Below are 21,821 nucleotides of genomic sequence, written 5' to 3' on the forward strand. Positions count from 1 at the left end.
GCTAAAGCCGCTCCCACAAATTACTTCGTTAAACCAAGCTATCCGGGTCGGCCACGAACATCTGAATGCGCGAGCGCAACCAACGCTCGGCCGGGTCGTTGTCTTGCGCGCCGCGCCAGGCCATCGACAGTTCAAACGAGCGCGCCGGTATGCCATCGGGCACATCTTCGGCCCGCACGCCGCCGGTGGCGGTGAGTGCGGCGGCGGTGTAGTCGGGCACGATGGTCACCAGGTCAGTGCCCGACAACAACGTGCCCAAACCATTGAACTGCGGCACCGCGAGTACCACTTTGCGTTTGCGCCCGACCTTTTCCAGTTCTTCATCGATAAAGCCGTTGAGGTCGCCCGCAAACGACACCAGCGCGTGGGGCCGCGCGCAATATTCGTCCAGGGTCAACTTGCCCGGCGCCGAGTCAGCGCGCAGCAGCTGCGGTTTGCTTTTGCGCAGGGTTTTGCGTTTGGCGTTGGCCGGCAGTTCATCGGTGTAACTCACGCCCACCGAAATTTCACCGGAAGCCAGCAAGTTGGGCATCAATAGATAGTTGGCGCGCCGAACCACAATCACCACGCCAGGGGCTTCGGCGCGTACGCGGCGCAGCAGGGCAGGAAGCAATCCGAACTCAACGTCGTCCGAGAGGCCTATACGGAAGACGGCAGTGCTGGTGGCTGGGTCGAATTCCGAAGCGCGGCTGACGGCGGTGGAGATGGAGTCGAGCGCTGGCGAGAGCAGGCCAAAGATTTCCGAAGCGCGCGCCGTGGGCTCCATGCTACGACCGGTTCGCACAAAGAGTGGGTCGTCGAATAGACTGCGCAGCCTTGAAAGCGCCGCACTGATGGCGGGCTGGCCCAGAAAGAGCTTTTCCGCCGCACGCGTCACGCTGCGTTCATGCATCAGCGTCTCGAACACGATCAGCAAGTTGAGATCAACGCGGCGTAGGTCGTTACGATTCATTCAGCGCTACCCTGTACCTGAGTGCTCTAGTGCGGTTCCTGGAGCGAAAGGCTGAAGGGCGGCGAGGCTGGCGTCAAGGCCGGCCATCATTGGTATTTATGTCGACTATCGATAGACGCGGGTGGTTTTGATAGTAAAGCCCCGATAAAGTCCGTGGCCATTGGGAGTCCACATGCGAGGTGAGCGATGTCCCGTGTAATCCGTTTCCATCAGTTCGGCCCAGCTGAGGTCCTGAAGCTGGAAGAACAAACTACCGCACAACCGGCGGCCGGAGAGGTATTGCTGCGGGTTGAAGCCATCAGCGTGAGCTGGCACGACGTGCTCTGGCGCCAGAACCTGGCCCCGTCTCCTGCACGTCTTCCCGCCGGTATCGGCCAGGAAGTGGCCGGTGTGGTGATTGCCGTCGGCGCGGGCGTAGACGATTTGAAAGTCGGCGATAAAGTCGCCAGCTTTCCCGGCCACAGCGCTAACCAATATCCCGGCTACGGCGATGAAGTGGTGCTGCCGCGCCAGTCGCTGACCCGTTATCCCGACGACGTGCTAAGCCCGGTGGAAGCGAGCGGCTTTTATACGCCGCTGCTGATTGCCTACTTTGCCTATGTGGAACTGGCGAAAGCCAAAGCCGGGCAAACCGTGCTGATCACCGATGCGTCGCACTGCTCGGGTCCTGCCTTTGTGCAATTGGGCAAGGCGCTGGGGCTGCGTATTGTCGCCGCCACGAAAGACCCTGAAGACCGCGAGTCGCTGATTGCCCTGGGTGCCGACAAAGTGATCGTCACCGAAGAGCAAGACTTGGTCGCCGCCATCAACAAATACACCGATAACCGCGGTGTGGATGTGGTGCTCGACGGCTTGGGTGGCCCGCAAATGTGCTTGCTCGGCGATGTCATTGCGCCGCGTGGTCGCCTGGTGCTGTACGGCCTGCAAGGCGGTAACCAGACGCCGTTCCCGGCCTGCGCCGCGTTCCAAAAGAACATTCAGTTCTTCGTGCACTGCATCGGTAACTTCACCGGCAAGCCGGAGCTGGATATTCCGCCGGATCAGGAAGCCGTGGCCAACGCCCTGACCGCGTTGAACCAACTGGCCCGCGACCGGGTGCTGCAACCGCGAGTCGAGAAGGTGTTCGCCTTTAACGACTTCGTCGAAGCGCATCACTACATGGAAAAATGCCCAAAACAGGGCCGTGTGGTTATCGAAGTAAACGAGTAACAGAGGAAGCGGCAGGCCAGCATGACTGGCTTGCCAGGGTAGGGCTTATCTACCCTTGAGCAGCTCGGCCGCCTGGTCGAGCAAGGCGAGCGGGTCGGGCGCTTTATGAATGTCGACCGACAACAGCTGGCGAAACTTCCGCGCTCCTGCGAACCCTTGCCCCAACCCCAACACATGCCGCGTCACGTGGTGCATCGCACCGCCGCTGGCCACATGTGCCGCTATATAAGGACGCAGCGCCTGTAGCGCTTCAAGTCGGCTGATCACCGGCGCGTCGCTGCCAAACAGCTGCTGATCCACGTGCGCCAGCACATACGGATTGTGATACGCCTCGCGCCCCAGCATCACGCCATCGAACGTCTGCAAATGCTCCTGGCACTGCTCCAGCGTCTTGATGCCGCCGTTGAGCACAATCTCCAACTCCGGGAAATCCGCCTTCAACTGCGCCGCCACGTCGTAGCGTAGCGGTGGAATCTCGCGGTTCTCCTTTGGCGACAAGCCCGCCAGAATCGCAATGCGCGCATGCACCGTGAAACTGCGGCAGCCGGCTTCTTTCACCTGACCGACAAAATCCACCAGCTCGGCATAACTGTCGCGCCCATCAATGCCAATGCGGTGCTTCACCGTCACCGGAACCGACACCGCATCGCGCATCGCCTTCACACAATCGGCCACCAACGCCGGATGGCCCATCAGGCAGGCGCCAATCATATTGTTCTGCACCCGATCGCTCGGGCAGCCGACATTCAGATTCACCTCCTGATAACCCGCCTCCTGCGCCATACGCGCACATGCCGCCAACTCGGCCGGCACGCTGCCGCCCAACTGCAACGCCAGCGGGTATTCCGCCGCATCGTGCTGGAGAAAACGCTGAGGATTGTCGCCACGCAGCAACGCGCCGGTGGTGACCATTTCGGTGTAGAGCAGGGCGTGTTTGGACAGCAGGCGCAGGAAGTAGCGGCAGTGGTGGTCAGTCCAATCCATCATCGGTGCGACGGAGAAGCGGCGGGAAGGTTCGGCTTGAGCGGGTACGAATGGCGCGGTCATCGTCGGTGTCTGGGGGACAGTTTCGGGGCGGGGAGTCTAACAGGAATAGTCCTGGGTTCCGATGGCGCGCGGCCTGGCGTTAAGGCTCGACGGTGTCCGTATGCAGGAGGGTGTAAGGCAGTACCAGAGTGTCTGCAACCAGGCTGAATGGAAGGTCGATGATTGCGATGGGGGCAAGAACAACCATGACGCCGGCGTTTTCTTCCGTTGCGCCCTTGATGACCATCAGGTCGACGGCAGAGCCGCAATAGGGATGGATACCGCAGTGTTTGCCATCGCCGAACGTTTCCGAAACCGTCGAGCAGCCTGCCATCATTGCCAGCGCTGTTGCCGTTATCACCATGCGCATGCGAACCCAACTCCCTAGATGAACCAGGGGCGAGACTCTAGCATTCAGCAGGGAATTAAATGCGCGAATGTAGCGACGTTCGAAGTCGTGGCGGATCGTTATTTTTGCAGGGGAGGTGGCGAGAGAAGTGCGGCGGATTAATCAGGAATGATTAATCCGCCCTCACTGAACAGCGGAACAGAAAATTACGCGTTAGGCGGGGTGCCTTCGGCGTTAGCGACTACGGCATCAATCTGAATAAGCGCGCCCAGTGGAAGCTCGGACACACCCACGGTGCGGCGGGCAGGGACGCCGCCTGGGAAGTACTTGCCGTACACCTCGTCAACCGCTGCCATGTCGTCAATATTCTTGAGAAAGATATTAACTTTGACGACGTCATTCATGACATGGCCGATGCTTTCAATAATGACCTTGATATTGTTCAAGCACTGAGCCGCTTGCGCCATGATACCGCCGGGCACCAAGTTGCCATTTGCCGCATCAATCGGTAGTTGTGCAGAAAGGTGGTTGTAGTGGGAAAACGCCACAGTTTGCGTCGAGAATGGGCAGATCGGTGCGCGTGAAGTGTTGTTGGCGTTGATAACAATGCCGTGGCGATCTTCAACGAGCTGCGGCGGCGTGCCGTCACCGTGCGATACAACAACTTCGATTTGAACCAGTGCATCCAATTGCAAGCCAGCAACCGGAACTACGGTGCGCGCCGGCATATAAGCAACGGTGCGGGCAATGGCCGAGTCGGGGAAGAATGTGGTGTAAACCTCATTAACCGCTTGAATGTCGCTGAGGTTTTTTACAAAAACGTTAACTTTGACAATGTCATCGAATGGAACGTCGATGCCTTGCAGAATGGCTTTTACATTTTTCAAACATTGCGCAGCTTGTTCCTTGATGCCGCCAGAAACCAATTTTCCGGTTGCCGGGTCGATAGGAAGTTGTGCGGAGAGGTTGTTGTAGTGCGAAAAGGCGACCGTTTGCGCTGACAACGAGTCTACCGGAGCATTTTCTACGTCGGCTGCGGATTTAATCAGATCACCGGCCTGAGGCGCTTGGGGAATGGTGCCTTCGCCGTTCGACAACAGTGCTTCTACCTGCAAGGCTGCGCCCATTGGCAGAGCGGCGACGCCCACCACGGTTACGACGGGAACGTAATAGGGAAAGAAGTCAGCGTATACCGAGTTAACAATATCCAAATCAGCCATGTCTTGAAGAAACAGGGTGATTCTGACTACATCTTCCAAGTTGTGATTAATGCCAGTGACGATGTCTTTAAGATTGTTAAAGCACTGTTCGGCTTGCGCGCGAATGTCATCAGATACCAAGTTCCCAGTCTTGGGGTCAATCGGTAACTGAGCGGACAAATTGTTGTAATGGGAAAATGCGACACTTTGTGAATATGGGCCGATAGGCTTGGCAGCGTTTTGCGGATTTCTTGCCAGTACTGCGTTATAGCCAGTCATAGTAGCGCTCACCTGATACAAAGGAAATTAATGCAGCGGTCAGTTTGTTTAATTCAAATGCCACTGCGTTTCCGGTCGCGGAGTTAGTCGCGCGGGTAGTTAAATAAATCGAAGGACCCGTTCGGATGAGCAGAGTGTAGAGGTGATCGCTCGGTGCGCTATGTACGATAGCTTTAGAACTCGGCGGGAAAATCCTGAGAGACCTGTGGGAAATTCCTTACTGCATAGATCCAACATGCAGTTGGTGCCAAAGCCTTTTCTGGTGAACGAGCGACTTTCCTAAAGAGCGCGGGCGGAGCGCCGGAAAAGTCGCACAGTTCAAAAATGCTTCAAACCACCCAACTGTACTCTTTCAAATTTCCGGCCATTGCACCGTTGGCAACGCCTCAAAACCCGGTCGGGCGAACAGGTAGCCCTGGAACAGGTTTATACCCAGCGATTGCAAATGGCGCAGTTCACCGACCGATTCAATGCCTTCAGCAATTACTTCAATTTCCAGCGCCCGGCAAACGCCCACAATTCCTTCAACAATTGCCTGGCGGACACGGTGGCTGTCGATGTCGCGCACCAGCGCCATGTCGAGTTTGATGATGTCGGGTTGGAACTCGGCAAGCAGGTTGAGCCCGGCGTAGCCGGCACCGAAGTCGTCGATGGCGGTGCGAAAGCCATGCTTGTGGTATTCGGTGACGATCTCTTTCAAGTGGTCTTTGTTGACCAGTTCTTCCCCCTCGGTGAGCTCGAAAATAATGCGCTCAGTGGGGAAGTTGAAGCGCTTGGCGGCCTCAAGCGTGGCCCGAATGCACGTAGCGGCTTTGTACACGGCGTTAGGGAGAAAATTGATGCTCAGCAAACACGGCATCTGCAGTCGACTTGCCAGTTCCACCGCCTTGACTCGGCAGGCTTGGTCAAACGCGTAGCGGTTGTGCTCGTTAACGCGCCCGAGCACTGAGGCGGCGCCGCTGCCGTCCGTACCACGCACCAACGCCTCGTAGGGCATAAACGCTGCGCTCGGCAAGGTTGACGATGGGCTGGAAAGCCATGGTGAAGTCAAATTCGAGGGCTGTACCGTCGCGACAGGCCTCGCAGCTAGGCTTGTTTGGTTGTGTAGTCATGGCGAAAAAACCCAAATTGGCCAGGGATAACGTCCGGAACGGTGTCCGGTTTTTTTCTATTGTGGCGAAATTTGGACCGTAGCAGATGAAGAAATGGTCGGTGAGTTTTTTGTACGCTGATCACAGCACCTCAAAGGTGAGGCCGGCGTAGCGCCTGAGTCGCTCGACGTAGCGCTGGTCGAAGGCGGTGGCGGGTGTCCAGAACCCGCCGCCCTTGCCGGCTTCTTTGGGAAGGTCCAGGGCCAGACTGATCGCGGCCTGGCCGAGCATTTTGCTGGTGGAGCCGTAGCCCGGGTCGCGGTCGCCGGTCACTTTCACGTTCAGCACCTGGCCGGTGGCGGTGCGGCCGAGAAAGCGCAGTTCGTAACGCCCCGCCTCTTGGGCTTCCGGGCTTGGGCCTTCGCCAGGCTTGGGCAAGAGAAAGCGCTCCAACAGTCGGCGAATAGGGGAAATCATCACGCCTAGCATGAAAAAGCCCAGCCCAAATACCAATGCGAACGCCACGAGGCGACCTTTCAAGCCAGGGCCTGTCAGCGTGGCTTCGTTGTAGGCGAAGGTTGAACCGTAGGCATTGCCGCTCAACGCGTTGGAGCGATGGACGACTCGCTCGTTAATGGCAGCCATGAGGAAGGGGCCGATCCACATACCGAAATCGCTGTCGTGTTCGACGCCGCGAACCGCATGTTGGCGGGTGGTGAATCCGTGACCCGGCGGGCAAATGGAGTAGGGGTTCATCAGTTCTTTGCGCAAGGCTGGGTCGGCGGCTGCTTCTTGCGCCACGTTGATGATGCTAGCGATGGTGCCGCCCGAAGCCCCACCTTTCAGTGTTTTCACGCGCATTTTCACCTGCGTGGCCGGCACACCGAATTGCGCCATGGCCTGTTGTTGCAGCACGTAAACGCCCATGTCGGAAGGCACCGAGTCAAAGCCGCAGCAATGGACGATGCGCGCGCCAGATTGTTTGGCGGTGCTTTCGTATTTGTCCTGCATGCGTTTAATCCATTGCACCTCGCCGGTGAGGTCGCAGTAGTCGGTGCCCTGTTGCGCGCAGACTTTTACCAACGGCTCGCCATACAAGGCATAGGGTCCAACGGTGGAGACCACAACACGGGTCTGTTCGCATAATGTGCGCAGCTGCGCCTCGTCACCGGCATCGGCAATCAGCGCCGGAAGGTTCTCGCCGAGGACGCCCAATGTGCGTTTGAGCGTGCTGAGCTTGGCGGCGGAGCGCCCCGCGATTGCCCAACGCAGTGCCGGCGCTTCGCTGGGTAAGTGCTCGGCCAGATAACGGGTTAGGAGCTGGCCGACAAAACTGGTGGCACCGAATACGACGAGGTCATAGGCAGGAGCGGTCATGCAGGTTTTCCCAGGCAGTGGCAGGGTCGTGGCAGGGCAGTGCCACAGCGTGAAGGCAACAGCGCGTTGGGTTAACGGTAGCTGAATCGGCTCCCGGCGACGTGTGGAAAATACCGCAGGTTGTTGCAGTGCTCGCCTGACTTGCGATTAGTCAGGCATACCCGCTGCGGTGCGACTCTCCCTACAATGGCGCCTCACGTTTTCGCCGAGCCGCGCCATGGATATCGAACTCGCCCGCACCTTTTTGCAGATTGTCCGCAGCGGCAGCCTGGTGGCCGCTGCCGAGCAGCTTCATGTGACGCAAACGGCGATCACCGCGCGGGTGCAGAATCTGGAGAACCAGCTGGGCTGCAAGCTGTTCGTGCGCAATCGAGCGGGCGCGAAGCTGACGGTCGATGGCGAAGCCTTTGTGGTGTTTGCCAACCAGTTGGTGCAAACCTGGGAGGCGGCGCAGCGCGATTTACCGTTAATGCCGGGCTATCGCACGGTGCTGCGCTTGGGCGGGGAGGTAAGCCTGTGCAACCCGTTGATGCTTAGCTGGGTGCAGCAAGTGCGCCAGCACATGCCGGCGCTGGCGGTACGCGCGCAAATCGGCGACGGCCAGGCGCTGCTCAAACAATTGGAACTGGGTGTGCTGGATGCCGCGCTGGTTTACCAACCGTCCTATTGGCCTGGCTTGCAGGTTGAGCAAGTGTTGGAAGAAAAGCTGATTCTGGTGCGCCAACCGCAGACGCCGGAGCCTTACGTGTACATCGATTGGGGCGAGGACTTTCGCCGTCAACATGACGCAGCCTTGCCTGATCGCGCGAAGGCGGCGCTGGGGTTCAACCATGGTCCGCTGGCGCTGCAGTACATCTTGGCTTCCGGCGGTAGCGGGTATTTCCGTACACGGGTGGTGCAAAGCTATCTCGACAGCGGCGCGCTGGAACGGGTCGAAAAAGCCCCGGAATTCAATTACCCGACTTACCTGGTTTATGTGCGCGAACGTGACAGTGAGGCGCTGCAACAGACGTTTGCCTTGTTGCGCGAGGTGATTCGCAGCGGGGCGGATTGGTCGCAGCGTTGGGACCCCGCCTAGGGTTAACCCAGGTGCATCAACAGGTCACGGTGCAAGGCCGCGATCAAGTCGGTTTGCGTGACGATGCCCAGCAACTCGCCTTTGTCGAGCACGGGCAGGCAGTGCAGACCCTGATCCGACAGCAGCGGAATCATCTCCACCACATGGGTGCTGCGCTGCACGGCGATTACCGGGTGGCTCATGACTTCTTCCAGCACTACATCCCGCTTTAAACCGAGGCGGCCCAAGAGATTGCGGCGGCCTGAGCGGCGGCTGTGACTGATGAGGTCGATTAGGCTGACGATACCGACTAAATGACCTTGTTCGTCCAGCACGGGCAAGGTCTTTAAATGGTGATGCTTGAGCAGGCCCAACGCCTGCTTGAGGGTGGTTTGCGGCGTAGCGGTTTGCACATCGCGCGACATGATCTGTTCGGCACGGATGTCGCCCATGCTACGGCGCAGCGCGTTCTTCTCGGTGGCGCGAATGATTTGCTTGAGGTCTTCGCGCTGAATATCAACGAAACCGCCCAGCTCGTTCAGCGCTTCGTCCAGGTCGGCACTGGTGATGCCCATACGCTCCTGCGGCGGCCGGTCTTGCGTGGCGTGAGCGTTGGCCGCCGGCGCGGGGAGCTTGGGATAGCGCACGCCGGTGAGGTTGTTGTAGAGCAGGGCGCACGCTAGCAATGCCAAGGCATTGAACAGCGTTGGGTAAAGCACGTGCCAGCTCAGATCCGTCAGGCTCGGCCCACCGAACACCACGCAAATGGTCAGCGCCGCGCCCGGAGGGTGCACACAGCGCAGCAGAAACATGCACACCAACGTACCGCCCACGGCTAGCGCGGCGGCAGCAATTCCGGGCGGACACATGTGCAGCGTGCCGACCGCCACTACGGTGGCCACTGCGTAGCTGCCGACAATCGACCACGGCTGCGCCAGCGCGCCCGACGACACGGCAAACAGCAGCACTGCGGAGGCGCCGAGGGGGCCAAGCAAATGCGCTGCCACCTCCGTACCGAACAAATGACTGCCCGCCCACGCACAGGCTAAAACGCCCAGGGCAGCGCCATAAGCGGCGCGCAGCCATTCGGTGGGGCGGGTGGGAGTAGCGGAAGGCAGGAAGGTTTTTAACCAGGCGGCGAACATCAGGTGAAAAGGCTCGGCAGACAGGACGGCGGCGAGTGTGGCGAGCGCCTAACGGCTGCACAACTGAATAATAATGCTGGTTAAACGCAACAAAATTGCACTAAACGGGGCGGCGGGGATATTGCCTACGCGCTCTTGCAACCGCAGCTTCATCCTCTTCAGACATAGCCACTATCGACCCGACTGATTTCCGCGCGCTGGCGCGGCGCCGTAACGTAGCGCCATACCGAATTGCGGAGGTGGTTATGACGAACATCAACATCATGTCAGTGGTTGGCAGTGCCGTTCCGGCCACGCTGCGCGCCGACGGCGTTCTCGCCTGCTGGTACGTGATGGTCGATGGCGTGCAGCGCTCCGGCCCGTTTAGCTCCTTCGAGGTGGCGGTGGCCAGCAAAACCCTCTGGACCTTCGAATCGCTTTTACGCAGCAAGCCGAACCACGCGCTCGCTGCCTGAGTTTCACGCTGCTCCCCCGGCGTCCCTTGGCAACTCCCCGGTTGCCTCTTTTATTTCTGCGTTGCTCCACGCCTTTTGCCCGTCCTTGTGACGGGCTTTTCTTTTCTCGCGATAAACTGCCGCGTCTTTTATCGGAAGCATCGGCGTGAAGTGGGACATTTTCTGCAGCGTGGTGGATAACTTCGGCGACATTGGCGTGACCTGGCGCCTTGCTCGGCAACTGGTCGCCGAGCACGGTTGCGCGGTGCGGCTTTGGGTCGACGATTTGTCTGCGTACGCGCGTGTCTGCCCTCAGGGCGACGCGTCTGTCGCCCAACAGTGGCAAGACGGCGTTGAGGTTCGGCAATGGCCCGCCATCTGGCAGCCCGTGCTGGCGGCAGACGTGGTGATCGAGGCTTTCGCTTGCACACTGCCGGCCGCTTATATCCAGGCAATGAGCGAACGAGAGCGGCCGTCGCTGTGGCTGAACCTGGAATACCTGAGCGCCGAAGCGTGGGTCGAGGGCTGCCATGGCTTGCCGTCGATGCAATCCAACGGCCTAAAGAAGTTCTTCTTTTTTCCTGGATTTACCGAGAAAACCGGCGGCTTGCTGCGCGAACGCGACCTGCTTGCCCAGCGCGACGCGTTGCAGCTGGATCCGGCAGCGCGGCAGCGGTTTCTCGCCTCGTTAGGCGTGATTCAAGCGCCTGGTACGCAGCTGATTTCCCTATTCGCGTACGAACTGCCGATGCTTGGCCAATGGCTCGACGCTTTGGCCCAGTCGAATGAGCTAGGCCATTTACTGGCGCCGGAAGGGCGAGTGCTCGGCGACGTACAGCGCTGGCTCGGCGCAGAGACCTTAGCGGTTGGCGATGTGGTGGAGCGGGGCAACTTGCGCGTGCAGATTTTGCCGTTCATGTCGCAGCAAACCTATGACCGATTGCTCTGGTGCTGCGACTTCAATGCCGTGCGTGGCGAGGACTCGTTTGTGCGCGCGCTGTGGGCGGGGCGGCCCTTGGTGTGGCACATCTACAAACAGCAAGACGACGCCCATCTCGAAAAACTTCAAGCATTTCTGGCGCTGTACCAGCAGGGGCTGCCGGCAGCGGCGCAGGGGGCGTTGCGTGATTTTTGGCTGGCGTGGAATACCGAAGGCGCGCTAGCCGAGTCGTGGAACAATCTGTCGGAGTGTCGCTCCGACTTCCATCGGCATGCTGGGCAGAAGGCTCTAGAATGGGGCTATCAGGCCGATCTTGCATCGGCGCTGGTACTGTTTTACCGAAATTGGCTATGATACGCGGCCTAGAATTCTGTACCTCCATCCAAATTCGGATACTCGTATGAAAACCGCACAAGAAATGAAGCCAAACAGTGTGGCCCTGATCGACGGCCAGCCATGGCTTATCCAAAAGGCCGAATTCACTAAATCCGGTCGTAACAGCGCCATCGTTAAAATGAAGTTGAAGAACCTGCTCTCCGGTTCTTCCACTGAAACCGTTTACAAAGCCGACGACAAAATGGAACCAGTCATCCTGGACCGCGTTGCCGTGACTTACTCCTACTTCAGCGAACCGAACTACGTGTTCATGGACGAAGAGTTCAACCAGTACGAGCTGAACTCCGAAGACTTGGAAAGCGTTCTGCCGTTCATCGTTGATGGCATGACCGACGTCTGCGAAGCCGTGTTCTTCGAAGGCAAAGTGGTTTCGGTTGACCTGCCGACCACCATCGTTCGCCAAATCGCTTACACCGAAGGTTCGGCTCGTGGCGATACCTCGGGCAAAGTGATGAAGCCTGCCAAGCTGAGCAACGGCACTGAAGTCAAAGTGGCTGACTTCTGCGAGATCGACGACTGGATCGAAATCGACACCCGTACCGGCGAGTACAAATCGCGCGCTAAAGCTCCGGTTTAAATCCGACTTTATTGCCGACATGAAAAAGCCCGACCTAGGTCGGGCTTTTTTGTGCCTGTTGCTTTTACACAGCGACGTTCAGGGTTACCTGGATGTTGCCGCGAGTAGCGTTGGAGTACGGGCAAACCTGGTGGGCTGCATCAACCAGGGCCTGGGCTTCAGCTTGATCAAAGCCTGGCAAGCTGATGTTCAGTTCCACTTCCAGACCAAAACCGCCGGGGATCTGGCCGATGCCGACTTTGCCGGTGATCGAGCTGTCAGCGGGCAGTTGTTTCTTCTGCTGGCCGGCAACAAATTTCAGCGCGCCGATGAAGCAAGCCGAGTAGCCGGCAGCGAACAGTTGTTCCGGGTTAGTAGCTTCGCCACCTTGACCGCCGAGTTCGCGAGGGGTGGAGAGTTTCACGTCGAGCACGCCGTCCGAAGAAACAGCGCGGCCGTCGCGGCCACCGGTGGCGGTTGCAGTAGCGGTGTACAGAGCTTTGATGGTTTGCATGGTCGTTCTCCAGTCGTCTATTTGGTTTGCTAAAGTTTTGTGCGCTAAGCAGTGCGTGGAGTGAAATTTAGTGTCTATTTAGTTTGCGCGCAAGCTAAATAATTGAACTAATTTGTTCTAACCATTCTTTATTTGTGGAATAAGCTTCTAGACCGAGCCTTGCAGCGCGTCTCGCAGGGTGACCAGCTCGTTTTTAAGCTCCATAAGCTCGGCTGGCTGCTGCGCTGTGGCCTTCAAAATGCAGGCGGGAACGCCCATGGCCTGTTCCTGCAAGGCGCGGCCCTTGTCGGTCAGGTGCAGCTGCACCACGCGTTCGTCCTGGCTGCTGCGGGTGCGGGTGAGCAAACCTTCCGCTTCCAGGCGTTTGAGCAGCGGGGTGACGGAGCCGGGGTCGGTGAGCAAGTGCTGGCTCAGTTCCCCGACGGTAATGCCATCGCCTTCCCACAGCACCAACATCGCCAAGTACTGCGGATACGTGAGGTTGAGCGCCTGAAGCAGCGGCTTGTACACCTTGGTCATCGCTAGCGATGTGGAGTACAGGGCGAAGCACAGCTGGTTATCGAGTTTGAGCTGTTCGGGCGTGGCCATGGTGCCTCCGGCAGATACGTAAGGGATGCATAAAGTTAGCGCGCTTGTCTTTAATGCGCCATCGGTTGCAGCGAATGGCTGTTCGCCCACCGCCGTTTCACATGCGGAAGCCTTCGACGATGTGCTCCGCCAGGCTCTCGGTCACTGGCGACTGCGTGCGTGTGTTGCGCAGCAGCACAATGCTGCACAGCGGCAGCTCCGGCAGGTTCTCGGCTTTTCCCAGAATGCGCATGTCAGGGGTAATCAAGCTTTGCAGCTGGGCCGTGACCGCCAGCCCGGCGCTGACTACCGCCATGATCGCCGACAGGCTCGGGCTGGTGTACGCCACGCGGTATTGCCGCTCCATCGTGTCCAGCGCATTGCACGCCCACAGGCGGCAGAAGCAATCGTTGTTGAACATCGCCAAGGGCAGCGGCGTTTGCTCGTGCGGACTGAAGCCCAAGGCCTCGGCCCAGACGAACCGTTCCTGGCGCAGCAGTTGGCCGATTTCATCGCCCGGCATACGCGTGACGATGGATAAATCCAAATCCTGTCGCTGCAACAGTTGCGACGACGACTCGCAGTGCACTTCCACCTGCACCATCGGGTAGGCCTGGGCGAAGCGCGACAAAATGCCCGGCAAAAAGCGCATCACGTAGTCATCCGGCGTGCCGATGCGCACCGAGCCGACCATGTGCGGCTCGCGCAAGGTATTCATCACCTCGCCATGCAGTTTCAAAATGCGCCGCGCATAACCGAGCAGCACTTGGCCCTCGGCCGTCAGCCGCACCTGGCGTCCATCGCGCTCGAACAAGGCGCGCTGTACCACGTCTTCTTCGAGGCGCTTCATCTGCATGCTCACCGCCGACTGCGTGCGGTTTACCGCTTCCGCCGCGCGGGTAAAACCGCCCAGATCGGCGATCGCGACAAAGGTCCGTAACAGTTCGCTGTCGATGCCGACATAGCTGCTCATTCATCAACTCCCCAGATGGGTCGCATAAGAAACATTCGTTGGATTGATCTTAGCGCCGGGCGGACACTCTCGCCATCCCCTTCGCGCAGCAGTTCGTCGCACACCTAACGGGGAGCATTGAACAAGGAGAGCTGATCATGAAAGCGCAAAAAGGTTATGCCATCGTCGCCGCCTTGCCACGTTCGCAGCAGGGTTCCCAAGGCCTGTTCGCCCGGCTGTGGCTGCAAGTGAAACGCTGGCACCAGCTGGCCGCGCAACGCCGCCTGCTGGCGAGCATGCCGGACGCTACGCTCAAAGACCTGGGCCTGTCGCGCTCGGACATCGAGCAGGAAGTGGAACGGCCATTCTGGGACGACCCCCTGAAACGTTGAGCCCACACCACCGCAACCAAGGAAGACCGCATGAACCCGCAGTTCCATCTGGCGCAAGTCAACATTGCCCGCACCAAAGCCCCGCTCGATGACCCATTGATGCGGGGCTTCGTTGAGCAACTGGACCCCATCAATCAATTGGCTGACCGCAGCCCTGGTTTCGTCTGGCGGCTGCAAACGGAAGAGGGCGACGCCACCTCGATTGTGCTGTTCGACGACCCGCGCCTCATCGTCAACCTCTCGGTCTGGACCTCGTTCGAGGCGTTGAAGGCCTACGTGTACAGCGGTGACCACCTGAGCGTGCTGAAGTCGAAGAAGAGCTGGATGGAAAAACTCGACACGCCCTCGCTGGCTCTCTGGTGGCTGCCCGTTGGCCAACTGCCAACGCCCGCGGAGGCCAAAGAGCGCTTGGCGCTTTTGGCAAAAAACGGCCCCAGCGCGACTGTATTCACGTTCGCCAGGCCGTATCCTGCACCCGAAGCCGAACCAGGTGCAGCCGATGTCCACACCGCTATCGCTATCCCTTAACCAGGCCCGCCGCCTGGCCTTGAGCGCCCAAGGTTTTGCCGACCGCAGCCGCGCCAGCGAAGTCAAACCGGCGCGTTTCAACGCGTTGATTGAGCGCTTGGGCGTGGTGCAGATCGACTCGGTGAACGCCGTGGTCCGCTCCCATTACCTGCCATTGTTTTCCCGCCTCGGCGACTATCCGCCCAGCCTGCTCGAGCAGGCTGCATGGGGTCGCGGCAAGCGCCGAACCCTGTTTGAGTACTGGGGCCACGAAGCCTCGCTAATGCCGTTCGCGTTATACCCAATGATGCGCTGGCGCATGCAGCGCGCCGCCCACGGCCGGGGCATCTACCAACACCTGGCGACATTCGGGAAGGAGCAACAGCAGGTGGTGCAGCGGGTGCTCGCCACGGTGCGCGACAGCGGCGCGACGGGCGCGGGTGCGCTGACGACCCGGGTAGAACGCGCCGGCCCCTGGTGGGACTGGAGCGCAGAGAAAATGGCGCTGGAATGGTTGTTCGCCGCTGGCGAAGTGACCGTAGCCGGGCGACGCGGCTTCGAGCGGCTATATGACTTGCCCGAGCGCGTGGTCCCCCACGCCTGGCTCAACCACCCCGACGTGCCGGAAGCCGAGGCGCAACGCCAGCTTCTGCTACACGCGGCTGCGGCGTTGGGCGTGGCCACCGAAAAAGACTTACGCGATTACTTTCGCCTCGACCCCAAAGACAGCCAGGCGCGGCTGGCCGAGTTGGTCGAAGCCGGCGCGTTGCAACCGGTGACCGTGCAGAGTTGGGACAAAACCGCCTATAGCCTTCCAGCCCTCAGCATCCCCCGTAGCGTAAAAGCCTCGACGTTGCTGTCGCCGTTCGACTCGCTTATCTGGGAACGCGCGCGCACCGAGCGGCTCTTCGACTTCCGCTACCGCCTGGAGATTTACACCCCGCAAGCCAAACGCGTGTACGGCTATTACGTGCTGCCATTCCTGCACAACGAGCGGCTGGCCGCCCGGGTCGACCTGCGCGCCGAGCGCAGCAGCGGGCGTCTGTTGGTGCATGCGCTGCACGAGGAAACGGTGGGCCTGGATGAGGAGGGCGTGCAGGCCCTGGCGCGTAATTTAATAGCCATGGCGCAATGGTTAGGGTTGTCGCAGGTGGAGGTGAATTGCCCGAAAGGTGAGAGCCAACGGCTGCGCAGCGCGCTTCGCGCCTAATGGCATGGCCGCCCGGCCGGTCTGCAGCTCGCCTGCGCGGAATCACTTACTCCGTCACCCCCGCGAAGGCGGGGGTCCAGGCGCGGTGATTGACGGGTTTACCCCAGACCGCTCTTTCGCCGTCCCACCGCATCGCGGCTAAAGCCGCTCCCACAAAAAAACAGCTGGCAAGCGTCGCGGCTTCGCTCTTTTGTGGGAGCGGCTTTAGCCGCGATGCTCTTGCTCTAAGCGCTTACCCCTGAAACGGCGACTTGCTCAATATCACCCCCGTCTCCGCCACGTACTGATGCCAATGTTCCAGCAACACGGCCAGCTTCTCGGGCTCACCTTCGGCCAGGTCATGAATCTCACCCGGGTCGCTGCTCAAGTCATACAGCTGCCAAGTAGAAGGCCCAACCGGGCCGGGAATAAACACGGCTTTCAGGTCGCCTTGGCGAATGGCGCGCATGCCGAACAACTCCCAGCCGGTGACGGTGTTCTGGTCGTGAATCTGCTCGGTCTCGCCGCTCAGGTAGCCCAGCCACGATTTGCCGCGCGGCTCCGCCACCTCGCGGCCTCGCCACTGCTTGCCCGGATGGCGAACCCCTGCGAGATCAAGAATGGTGGGAGTGATGTCCATCACCGTGCTGAATTCCTTAACGATCTGCCCCTGCCGGTGGAAGGCGGGGTAGCGCACCAGCGCCGGCACGCGAATGCCGCCTTCAGTGGTGAAGGCTTTGTATAGACGCGAAGGCGCTGTCGCCGCCTGGGCCCAGCGCGGTCCGTACCACACGTAGGAATTGGCGCGGCCGATGTTGTCCAGGCTGTTGTCGTAGTGGTTGTCGAGGTAGGTGAGCAGCGTTTCGCCGAACAGCGGAAACGCCTCCAGCAGCAGGCCTTCGGCGCCGTTGTCGGACATGAACAGCACAAAGGTGTTGTCCAGTTCGCCTTGCTGGCGCAAGTAATCCACCACGCGACCGATATTCCAGTCCATGCGCTCGACCATGGCCGCATAGGTTTCCATGGTGCGCGCAGAGATCGCCCGCTGCTCGTCGCTGAGCGCCTGCCATTCCTGGTTCTGCGCGATCACAGGGTGGGCTTCCACGTCCTGCCCGACCAAGCCCAATTCCTTGAGTTTGGCCAGGCGTTCCTGGCGCAATACCTCGGGCCCGGCGTCGTAGCGGCCCTGGTAATTGGCCACCACGTCGGCGGGCGCTTGCAGCGGCCAGTGCGGGGCGGAGAAGGGCAGGTAGGCGAAAAATGGCCGCGCCTGGTCGCGCTCTTTCAGGTACTGCAACAGCTTGTCGCCAAAGGCGTCGGATGAGTAGAAATCGTCTGGCAGCGTATCGACGAATTGGTCGTCTTCGATGTACAGCACGGGTGTCGCTTTGATGATGCCGGGGGTGTTTTCGTCTTCCGGTGGTTCGTAGCCGTAATGGTTGGCGGCGCCGGGAAGCAGCGAGAACGACCGCTCGAAACCGCGAGCGTGCGGCGCCTGGTCAGCGGTCAGGCCGAGGTGCCATTTACCGGCCATCAGCGTCTGGTAGCCGGCTTCACGCAGCAGTTCGGGCAGGGCCACCACGCGCTCGTTCAAATAGCCTTCGTAGCCCGGTTGGCCGAGTTGCTCCGGGCCGATGGCCTCGGCCATGGCGCCGATGCCGGCGATGTGGTGGTCGGTGCCGGTGAGCAGCATGGAACGGGTTGGCGAGCACGTGGGCGCGGTGTGGAAGTCGGTCAGACGCACGCCGGCGGTGGCCAGGGCGTCGAGGTTCGGCGTGGCGATCTCGCCACCAAAGGCGCCGAGGTCGGAGAAACCCAGGTCGTCGGCGACGATCACCAGGAAATTCGGGCGTTTACTCATGGCACAGCATCCTTCTTTTAACCGGTAGAAATCAGTAGGCGATATAAGCCAGCGGCAGGTCTTCCACGCGCACCACAGGCGGGGCCACGTAGACGCCGTCGCTGGTCAATTCATGCAGCAGTTCTTCGCGCAGTTGATGGAATTCGAAACTGCTGCGCGCCCGTGGGTGCGGCAGGTCGATGGCCACCACGCGCTTGATTCGTCCGGGGCGCGGCTCCATGACCACCACGCGGTCGGCGAGAAAAATCGCTTCCTCGACGTCGTGAGTCACCAGCAGCGTGGTGATCGTTGCGCGGCGGCGAATGGCCAGCAGTTCGTCTTGCATGTGCTGACGGGTGAGTGCGTCGAGCGCGCCGAACGGTTCGTCGAGCAGCAGAATTTGTGGGCTGGCAACCAACCCTCGGGCAATCGCTACCCGCTGCGCCATGCCGCCCGATAGCTGATGCGGGTAGGCGCGTTCAAAGCCTTGCAAACCCACCAGATGAATAAACTCGCTGACCCGGCGAAAGCGCTCGGCCTGGTACAGGTGTTCGTTAACCAAGCCCAGGCCGATGTTCTGCTCCACCGTCAGCCACGGAAACAGACGGTGCTCCTGGAACACAATGCCGCGATCGCCGCCGATGCCCTGCACCGGTTTGCCGGCCACTTCAATCTGCCCGCGAAATTCGCTATCCAGGCCCACCAGCAAACGCAGCAGGGTGGATTTGCCGCAGCCGCTGGAGCCGACGATGGCGACGAATTCGCCGGGCGCGATTTCCAGATTGAATTCACGGATGGCTTCCAGCTCGCCGCCGTCGACGGCGAAGTGTTTGGCCACGTGGTTAAAGCGCACCAACGGCGCGGCGGTCGCTTTGGCCGTTGGAAAGGCGAGTGTGCTCATGCGGTTCTCCAGCGCGTTGCCCGCGCTTCGATAAATTGGCCGAGGGCGTTGAGGGCGGCGCCGGTAAGGCCGATGAGGAGCATGGCGGCCATTACCTGATCCATGCGAAACAGCTGCTGCGCACCGATCATCAAGGTGCCGATGCCGTAGCCCGAGGCCATGAAATATTCCGCGCCGATGGTGCCGAGCCAGGCGTAGATCAGACCCAGGCGCAAGCCCGCGAAAATGGCCGGCGTGGCGCCCGGAAGAATCAGCAGGCGCAAGCGCTGAAACAGATTCAGGCGCAGCGCCGTAGCCGCTTCGCCCAACTGCGGCGACAGGTTGCGAATGCCCCGTTGGGTAGCCACCAGCAAGGGGAAAAACGCCGCCAGGCCGACGAACACCAACTTCGCCAATTCCCCCAGACCGAACCAGGCGGTGAGCAGCGGCACCCAGGCGAAAATGGCGATCTGGCGCAGCGCAGAAAGACTCGGGCCCAGTAGCCGGTCGGTGCGCGACGACAAGCCCAGCACCACGCCCAGTACAAAGCCCAGACCGCCGCCGACCAGCAAACCGGCCAGCGCGCGCAGCAGGCTGTGGCCCATGGCGGTCAGCAAGGTGCCGTCGCCCAAGCCTTCGTATGTGCTGAGCAGCACCTGCCACGGGCTAACCAGAATGTTGGCGTCTACCCACTGCAATTGACTCACCACCTGCCAAATAGCCACCAGGCCCAGCGGCAGCAGCCACGGCTGCCAGCGTTGCCAACCGCTGCCCACGGGGCGGCGGCGGAACTCGGCGGTGGGCGGGTGCGGCCAGAACAACAGCGCGCGGTCGAGCAGGGTGATGCCGCGTTCCATCAGCACGCCGACGATGCCGATGATGAGGATGCAGACGAACACCACGTCGAGCATGAACAACTGGCGGCCCCAGACCATCAGGTAGCCGATGCCTTCACTGGAGGCGAGCAACTCCACGGCCAGCAATGACGACCAGCCGGTGGCCAGCGCCAAGCGCAAACCCGCCATAAACGACGGCAGGGCGGCGGGCAACACCAGGCGCCATATCAGCAGGTAGGTCGGCAAGCGCAACACGGCGGCGGCTTCGCGCAATTTCGGTTGGGCGTCGCGCACGCCGACCATGCTGTGAATGGTCACCGGCACCACCACGGCCTTGACCAGCACCACCAGCTTCAAGGTTTCACCAATGCCAAACAGCAGCATGAACAGCGGAATCCAGGCCAGGGTTGGAATCTGTGCAAGCGCGCTGAAGGTGGGGAATATCAGCCGTTCCGCCCGTGGGCTGAAGCCCAGCGTGGCGCCCAACACTGCGCCAACCGCCACGCCAACCGACAACCCCCAAAACAAGCGCTGCAGGCTGATCCACAAGTGACCGAGCAAATCGTCGCGGCCCAGTTCCACAGCGCTTTGCCAGACCAAAGCCGGCGCCGGCAGGGTTTGCGCGGACATCCAGCCGTAGCGCGCGGCCAGCGCCCAGAACACCAACAACAAGGCCGGCACCACCCAAGGCCACAGCGCTTGGCGCGCAGCGGTTGGGCTGAAGGCGAAGCGTCGAGTGGGCGGATTCAACGTAAGGGGGCGGGCGCTTGCCATATCAGTCACCCCGCCACACTAGGGCGCTGGAGAAAGGCTTAGATATATTCTTCATAGGAATATCAAATTCAGTTGTCTGCGCTTTTATAAGCTAAGGATCGCATTTAAGGGCTGGCCCAACTCGCGAGCAAATGCCTTTGCTGAATACTTTTTATGCTTTTGCCGCATGTGCAGCGGAGCCCGCGCTAGATAGCACTTAGGTCGAACGGTTACTAAAAAATAATTTATTAGTATTTAAAGTTTTGTTCCTGCTGTGCCTTATTCGCGGCTCTAGCTGGCGCGGTGCCGGCATTTTTTTTGGCGGGAGCCCACAACGATGAATACCTTCTTCAACTCGGCCTTGAGCCTCTTCGCCTCGCCGCTGCTGGCAGGACTACTCGGCGTGTTTCCGCTGGTGGCTCACGGCGCGCCAGAACCGCTGACGGAAATTCGCATCGCCGTGCCTGACCTCAGCGCGGTGGCCACCCACAGCGGCGGCGGCATTGTCGACGTGGTGCGCGAGCAGCAGCTTTTCGAAAAAGCGCTGGCGGCCGACGGCATCAAGGTTCAGTGGAATTTCTTCAAGGGCGCCGGCCCCGCAATTAACGAAGCATTCGCCAACGGCCAGGTCGATCTGGCGTACCTGGGCGACCTCGCGGCCATCGTCGGTAAATCCAACGGCCTCGACACCCGGCTGCTGAGCGCCACGGCCCGCGACGTGAAGCTGTATCTCGGCGTGCTACCGGGTTCCGGTATTCAGTCGCTGGCGGATTTGAAGGGCAAGCGCGTGGGCATCTTCCGGGGTACCGCTGTGCAACTGTCGTTCGACGCCGCGCTCGTGAGCCAGGGCCTGACGGAGAAAGATATCAAGGTCATTAACCTGGACTTCACCGCGTCCACCTCGGCGCTGGTGGCCAAGCAAATCGACGCCACCTGGGGCGCTTCCAACCTGACGGCGCTGCGCGCGCGCGGCCTGGTCGATATTCCGCTGACCACCAAAGACCTCAACGGCGCCGGCAGTGTGCAGAGCGTACTGGTGGGTTCGGGGGCCTTTGTCGATGCGCACCCGGACATCGTCAAACGCCTGCTCAAAGCGCAGGAAACCGCTGTGCAGTGGGTGAGTGATGAGGCGAACAAAGAGGCGTACATCCAACTGGTGTCGCGCCTGGCGGGTTACCCGGCGGTGATCCTGCAAACCGACCTGGGCGATGAGCAACTGGGCCACCTGTTCCAGACCCGACTGGACCCCGAGTTTCTCGGCAAGCTGGATGCGTCGATCAAACTGGCCGGTGAGCAACGGCTGATTCGTAAACCCTTCAGCACCGCCGAGTGGGTGGCCAAAGACGTGGCAACTACGCAGCCGGCGGCGGCTGCGCAGTAG

21 protein-coding genes and 1 pseudogene are annotated in these 21,821 nt (G+C 60.3%); 9 read left to right on the plus strand and 13 right to left on the minus strand.

Annotated features, from left to right (window positions below):
• Window positions 1-28: 28 nt before the first annotated feature.
• Window positions 29-952, minus strand: coding sequence for a LysR family transcriptional regulator (locus ACZZZP_RS09955; RefSeq protein WP_463382580.1), 924 nt, complete (start codon window positions 950-952; stop codon window positions 29-31).
• A 186-nt stretch (window positions 953-1,138) separates the two neighbouring features.
• Between ACZZZP_RS09955 and ACZZZP_RS09960 the strand changes: the two genes are divergently transcribed.
• A complete protein-coding gene (locus tag ACZZZP_RS09960) occupies window positions 1,139-2,161 on the plus strand; it encodes a zinc-dependent alcohol dehydrogenase family protein (RefSeq protein WP_463382581.1) in 1,023 nt (340 codons plus the stop codon).
• A gap of 45 nt (window positions 2,162-2,206) precedes the next feature.
• On the opposite strand, the gene dusA is transcribed toward ACZZZP_RS09960, so the two are convergent.
• The 5 genes and pseudogenes from dusA to ACZZZP_RS09985 all read right to left on the minus strand — a co-directional run bounded on the left by dusA (window position 2,207) and on the right by ACZZZP_RS09985 (window position 7,482).
• Window positions 2,207-3,208 (minus strand): tRNA dihydrouridine(20/20a) synthase DusA, encoded by a 1,002-nt coding sequence (gene dusA / locus ACZZZP_RS09965; protein WP_463382582.1) that lies wholly within the window; start codon window positions 3,206-3,208, stop codon window positions 2,207-2,209.
• 79 nt (window positions 3,209-3,287) lie between these two features.
• Window positions 3,288-3,557 (minus strand): YceK/YidQ family lipoprotein, encoded by a 270-nt coding sequence (locus ACZZZP_RS09970; protein ID WP_463382583.1) that lies wholly within the window; start codon window positions 3,555-3,557, stop codon window positions 3,288-3,290.
• 185 nt (window positions 3,558-3,742) lie between these two features.
• Window positions 3,743-5,014 (minus strand): RidA family protein, encoded by a 1,272-nt coding sequence (locus ACZZZP_RS09975; RefSeq protein WP_463382584.1) that lies wholly within the window; start codon window positions 5,012-5,014, stop codon window positions 3,743-3,745.
• A 352-nt stretch (window positions 5,015-5,366) separates the two neighbouring features.
• A pseudogene (locus tag ACZZZP_RS09980) lies at window positions 5,367-6,126 on the minus strand (EAL domain-containing protein).
• Between the two features lie 120 nt (window positions 6,127-6,246).
• Window positions 6,247-7,482: a saccharopine dehydrogenase family protein gene (locus tag ACZZZP_RS09985; RefSeq protein WP_463382586.1), complete on the minus strand. Its 1,236-nt coding sequence runs from the start codon at window positions 7,480-7,482 to the stop codon at window positions 6,247-6,249.
• Window positions 7,483-7,699: 217 nt separating this feature from the next.
• Here ACZZZP_RS09985 and ACZZZP_RS09990 point away from each other — a divergent pair, with 217 nt between their 5' ends.
• Window positions 7,700-8,560, plus strand: coding sequence for a LysR family transcriptional regulator (locus ACZZZP_RS09990; protein WP_463382587.1), 861 nt, complete (start codon window positions 7,700-7,702; stop codon window positions 8,558-8,560).
• A gap of 2 nt (window positions 8,561-8,562) precedes the next feature.
• Here the strand turns inward: ACZZZP_RS09990 and ACZZZP_RS09995 are convergent, their stop codons facing one another.
• Window positions 8,563-9,684 carry an HPP family protein gene (locus ACZZZP_RS09995; protein WP_463382588.1) on the minus strand — a complete coding sequence of 374 codons (1,122 nt, stop codon included), beginning with the start codon at window positions 9,682-9,684 and terminating at the stop codon, window positions 8,563-8,565.
• A 245-nt stretch (window positions 9,685-9,929) separates the two neighbouring features.
• On the opposite strand from ACZZZP_RS09995, the gene ACZZZP_RS10000 reads away from it, so the two are divergent.
• From ACZZZP_RS10000 to efp, 3 genes are all read left to right on the plus strand, one after another.
• Window positions 9,930-10,139, plus strand: coding sequence for a hypothetical protein (locus ACZZZP_RS10000; RefSeq protein ID WP_463382589.1), 210 nt, complete (start codon window positions 9,930-9,932; stop codon window positions 10,137-10,139).
• Window positions 10,140-10,278: 139 nt separating this feature from the next.
• Window positions 10,279-11,412, plus strand: coding sequence for an elongation factor P maturation arginine rhamnosyltransferase EarP (gene earP, locus ACZZZP_RS10005; protein ID WP_463536944.1), 1,134 nt, complete (start codon window positions 10,279-10,281; stop codon window positions 11,410-11,412).
• A 46-nt stretch (window positions 11,413-11,458) separates the two neighbouring features.
• On the plus strand, window positions 11,459-12,031 hold the full coding sequence (gene efp, locus ACZZZP_RS10010; protein WP_122498446.1) for an elongation factor P: 573 nt from the start codon (window positions 11,459-11,461) through the stop codon (window positions 12,029-12,031).
• A 64-nt stretch (window positions 12,032-12,095) separates the two neighbouring features.
• Here the strand turns inward: efp and ACZZZP_RS10015 are convergent, their stop codons facing one another.
• The 3 genes from ACZZZP_RS10015 to ACZZZP_RS10025 all read right to left on the minus strand — a co-directional run bounded on the left by ACZZZP_RS10015 (window position 12,096) and on the right by ACZZZP_RS10025 (window position 14,064).
• A complete protein-coding gene (locus ACZZZP_RS10015) occupies window positions 12,096-12,524 on the minus strand; it encodes an organic hydroperoxide resistance protein (protein WP_122498449.1) in 429 nt (142 codons plus the stop codon).
• Window positions 12,525-12,671: 147 nt separating this feature from the next.
• Complete coding sequence (locus ACZZZP_RS10020) at window positions 12,672-13,112, minus strand: MarR family winged helix-turn-helix transcriptional regulator (protein ID WP_463382590.1); 441 nt, start codon at window positions 13,110-13,112, stop codon at window positions 12,672-12,674.
• Between the two features lie 97 nt (window positions 13,113-13,209).
• The gene (locus ACZZZP_RS10025) at window positions 13,210-14,064 is read right to left on the minus strand and encodes a LysR family transcriptional regulator (RefSeq protein ID WP_463382591.1); all 855 of its coding nucleotides are present in this window, start codon (window positions 14,062-14,064) and stop codon (window positions 13,210-13,212) included.
• 137 nt (window positions 14,065-14,201) lie between these two features.
• Between ACZZZP_RS10025 and ACZZZP_RS10030 the strand changes: the two genes are divergently transcribed.
• From ACZZZP_RS10030 to ACZZZP_RS10040, 3 genes are read left to right on the plus strand one after another with little or no spacing between them, the layout of a single operon-like run.
• Complete coding sequence (locus ACZZZP_RS10030) at window positions 14,202-14,435, plus strand: DUF1127 domain-containing protein (protein ID WP_463382592.1); 234 nt, start codon at window positions 14,202-14,204, stop codon at window positions 14,433-14,435.
• 30 nt (window positions 14,436-14,465) lie between these two features.
• Window positions 14,466-14,963 carry a DUF3291 domain-containing protein gene (locus ACZZZP_RS10035; protein ID WP_463382593.1) on the plus strand — a complete coding sequence of 166 codons (498 nt, stop codon included), beginning with the start codon at window positions 14,466-14,468 and terminating at the stop codon, window positions 14,961-14,963.
• Window positions 14,935-16,152, plus strand: coding sequence for a winged helix-turn-helix domain-containing protein (locus tag ACZZZP_RS10040; RefSeq protein ID WP_463382594.1), 1,218 nt, complete (start codon window positions 14,935-14,937; stop codon window positions 16,150-16,152). The genes ACZZZP_RS10035 and ACZZZP_RS10040 overlap by 29 nt, the downstream gene beginning before the upstream one ends.
• A 232-nt stretch (window positions 16,153-16,384) precedes the next feature.
• On the opposite strand, the gene ACZZZP_RS10045 is transcribed toward ACZZZP_RS10040, so the two are convergent.
• The 3 genes from ACZZZP_RS10045 to ACZZZP_RS10055 are packed head-to-tail and all read right to left on the minus strand — an operon-like array spanning window position 16,385 to window position 20,461.
• The gene (locus tag ACZZZP_RS10045) at window positions 16,385-17,992 is read right to left on the minus strand and encodes an arylsulfatase (RefSeq protein ID WP_463382595.1); all 1,608 of its coding nucleotides are present in this window, start codon (window positions 17,990-17,992) and stop codon (window positions 16,385-16,387) included.
• A 31-nt stretch (window positions 17,993-18,023) separates the two neighbouring features.
• The gene (locus ACZZZP_RS10050) at window positions 18,024-18,872 is read right to left on the minus strand and encodes an ABC transporter ATP-binding protein (RefSeq protein ID WP_463382596.1); all 849 of its coding nucleotides are present in this window, start codon (window positions 18,870-18,872) and stop codon (window positions 18,024-18,026) included.
• The gene (locus tag ACZZZP_RS10055; protein ID WP_463382597.1) at window positions 18,869-20,461 is read right to left on the minus strand and encodes an ABC transporter permease; all 1,593 of its coding nucleotides are present in this window, start codon (window positions 20,459-20,461) and stop codon (window positions 18,869-18,871) included. Before ACZZZP_RS10055 ends, ACZZZP_RS10050 begins: the two co-directional genes overlap by 4 nt.
• Before the next feature lie 316 nt (window positions 20,462-20,777).
• Between ACZZZP_RS10055 and ACZZZP_RS10060 the strand changes: the two genes are divergently transcribed.
• Window positions 20,778-21,821, plus strand: coding sequence for an ABC transporter substrate-binding protein (locus ACZZZP_RS10060; protein WP_463382598.1), 1,044 nt, complete (start codon window positions 20,778-20,780; stop codon window positions 21,819-21,821).

The sequence above is a fragment of the Pseudomonas sp. AC211 genome (assembly GCF_979258055.1).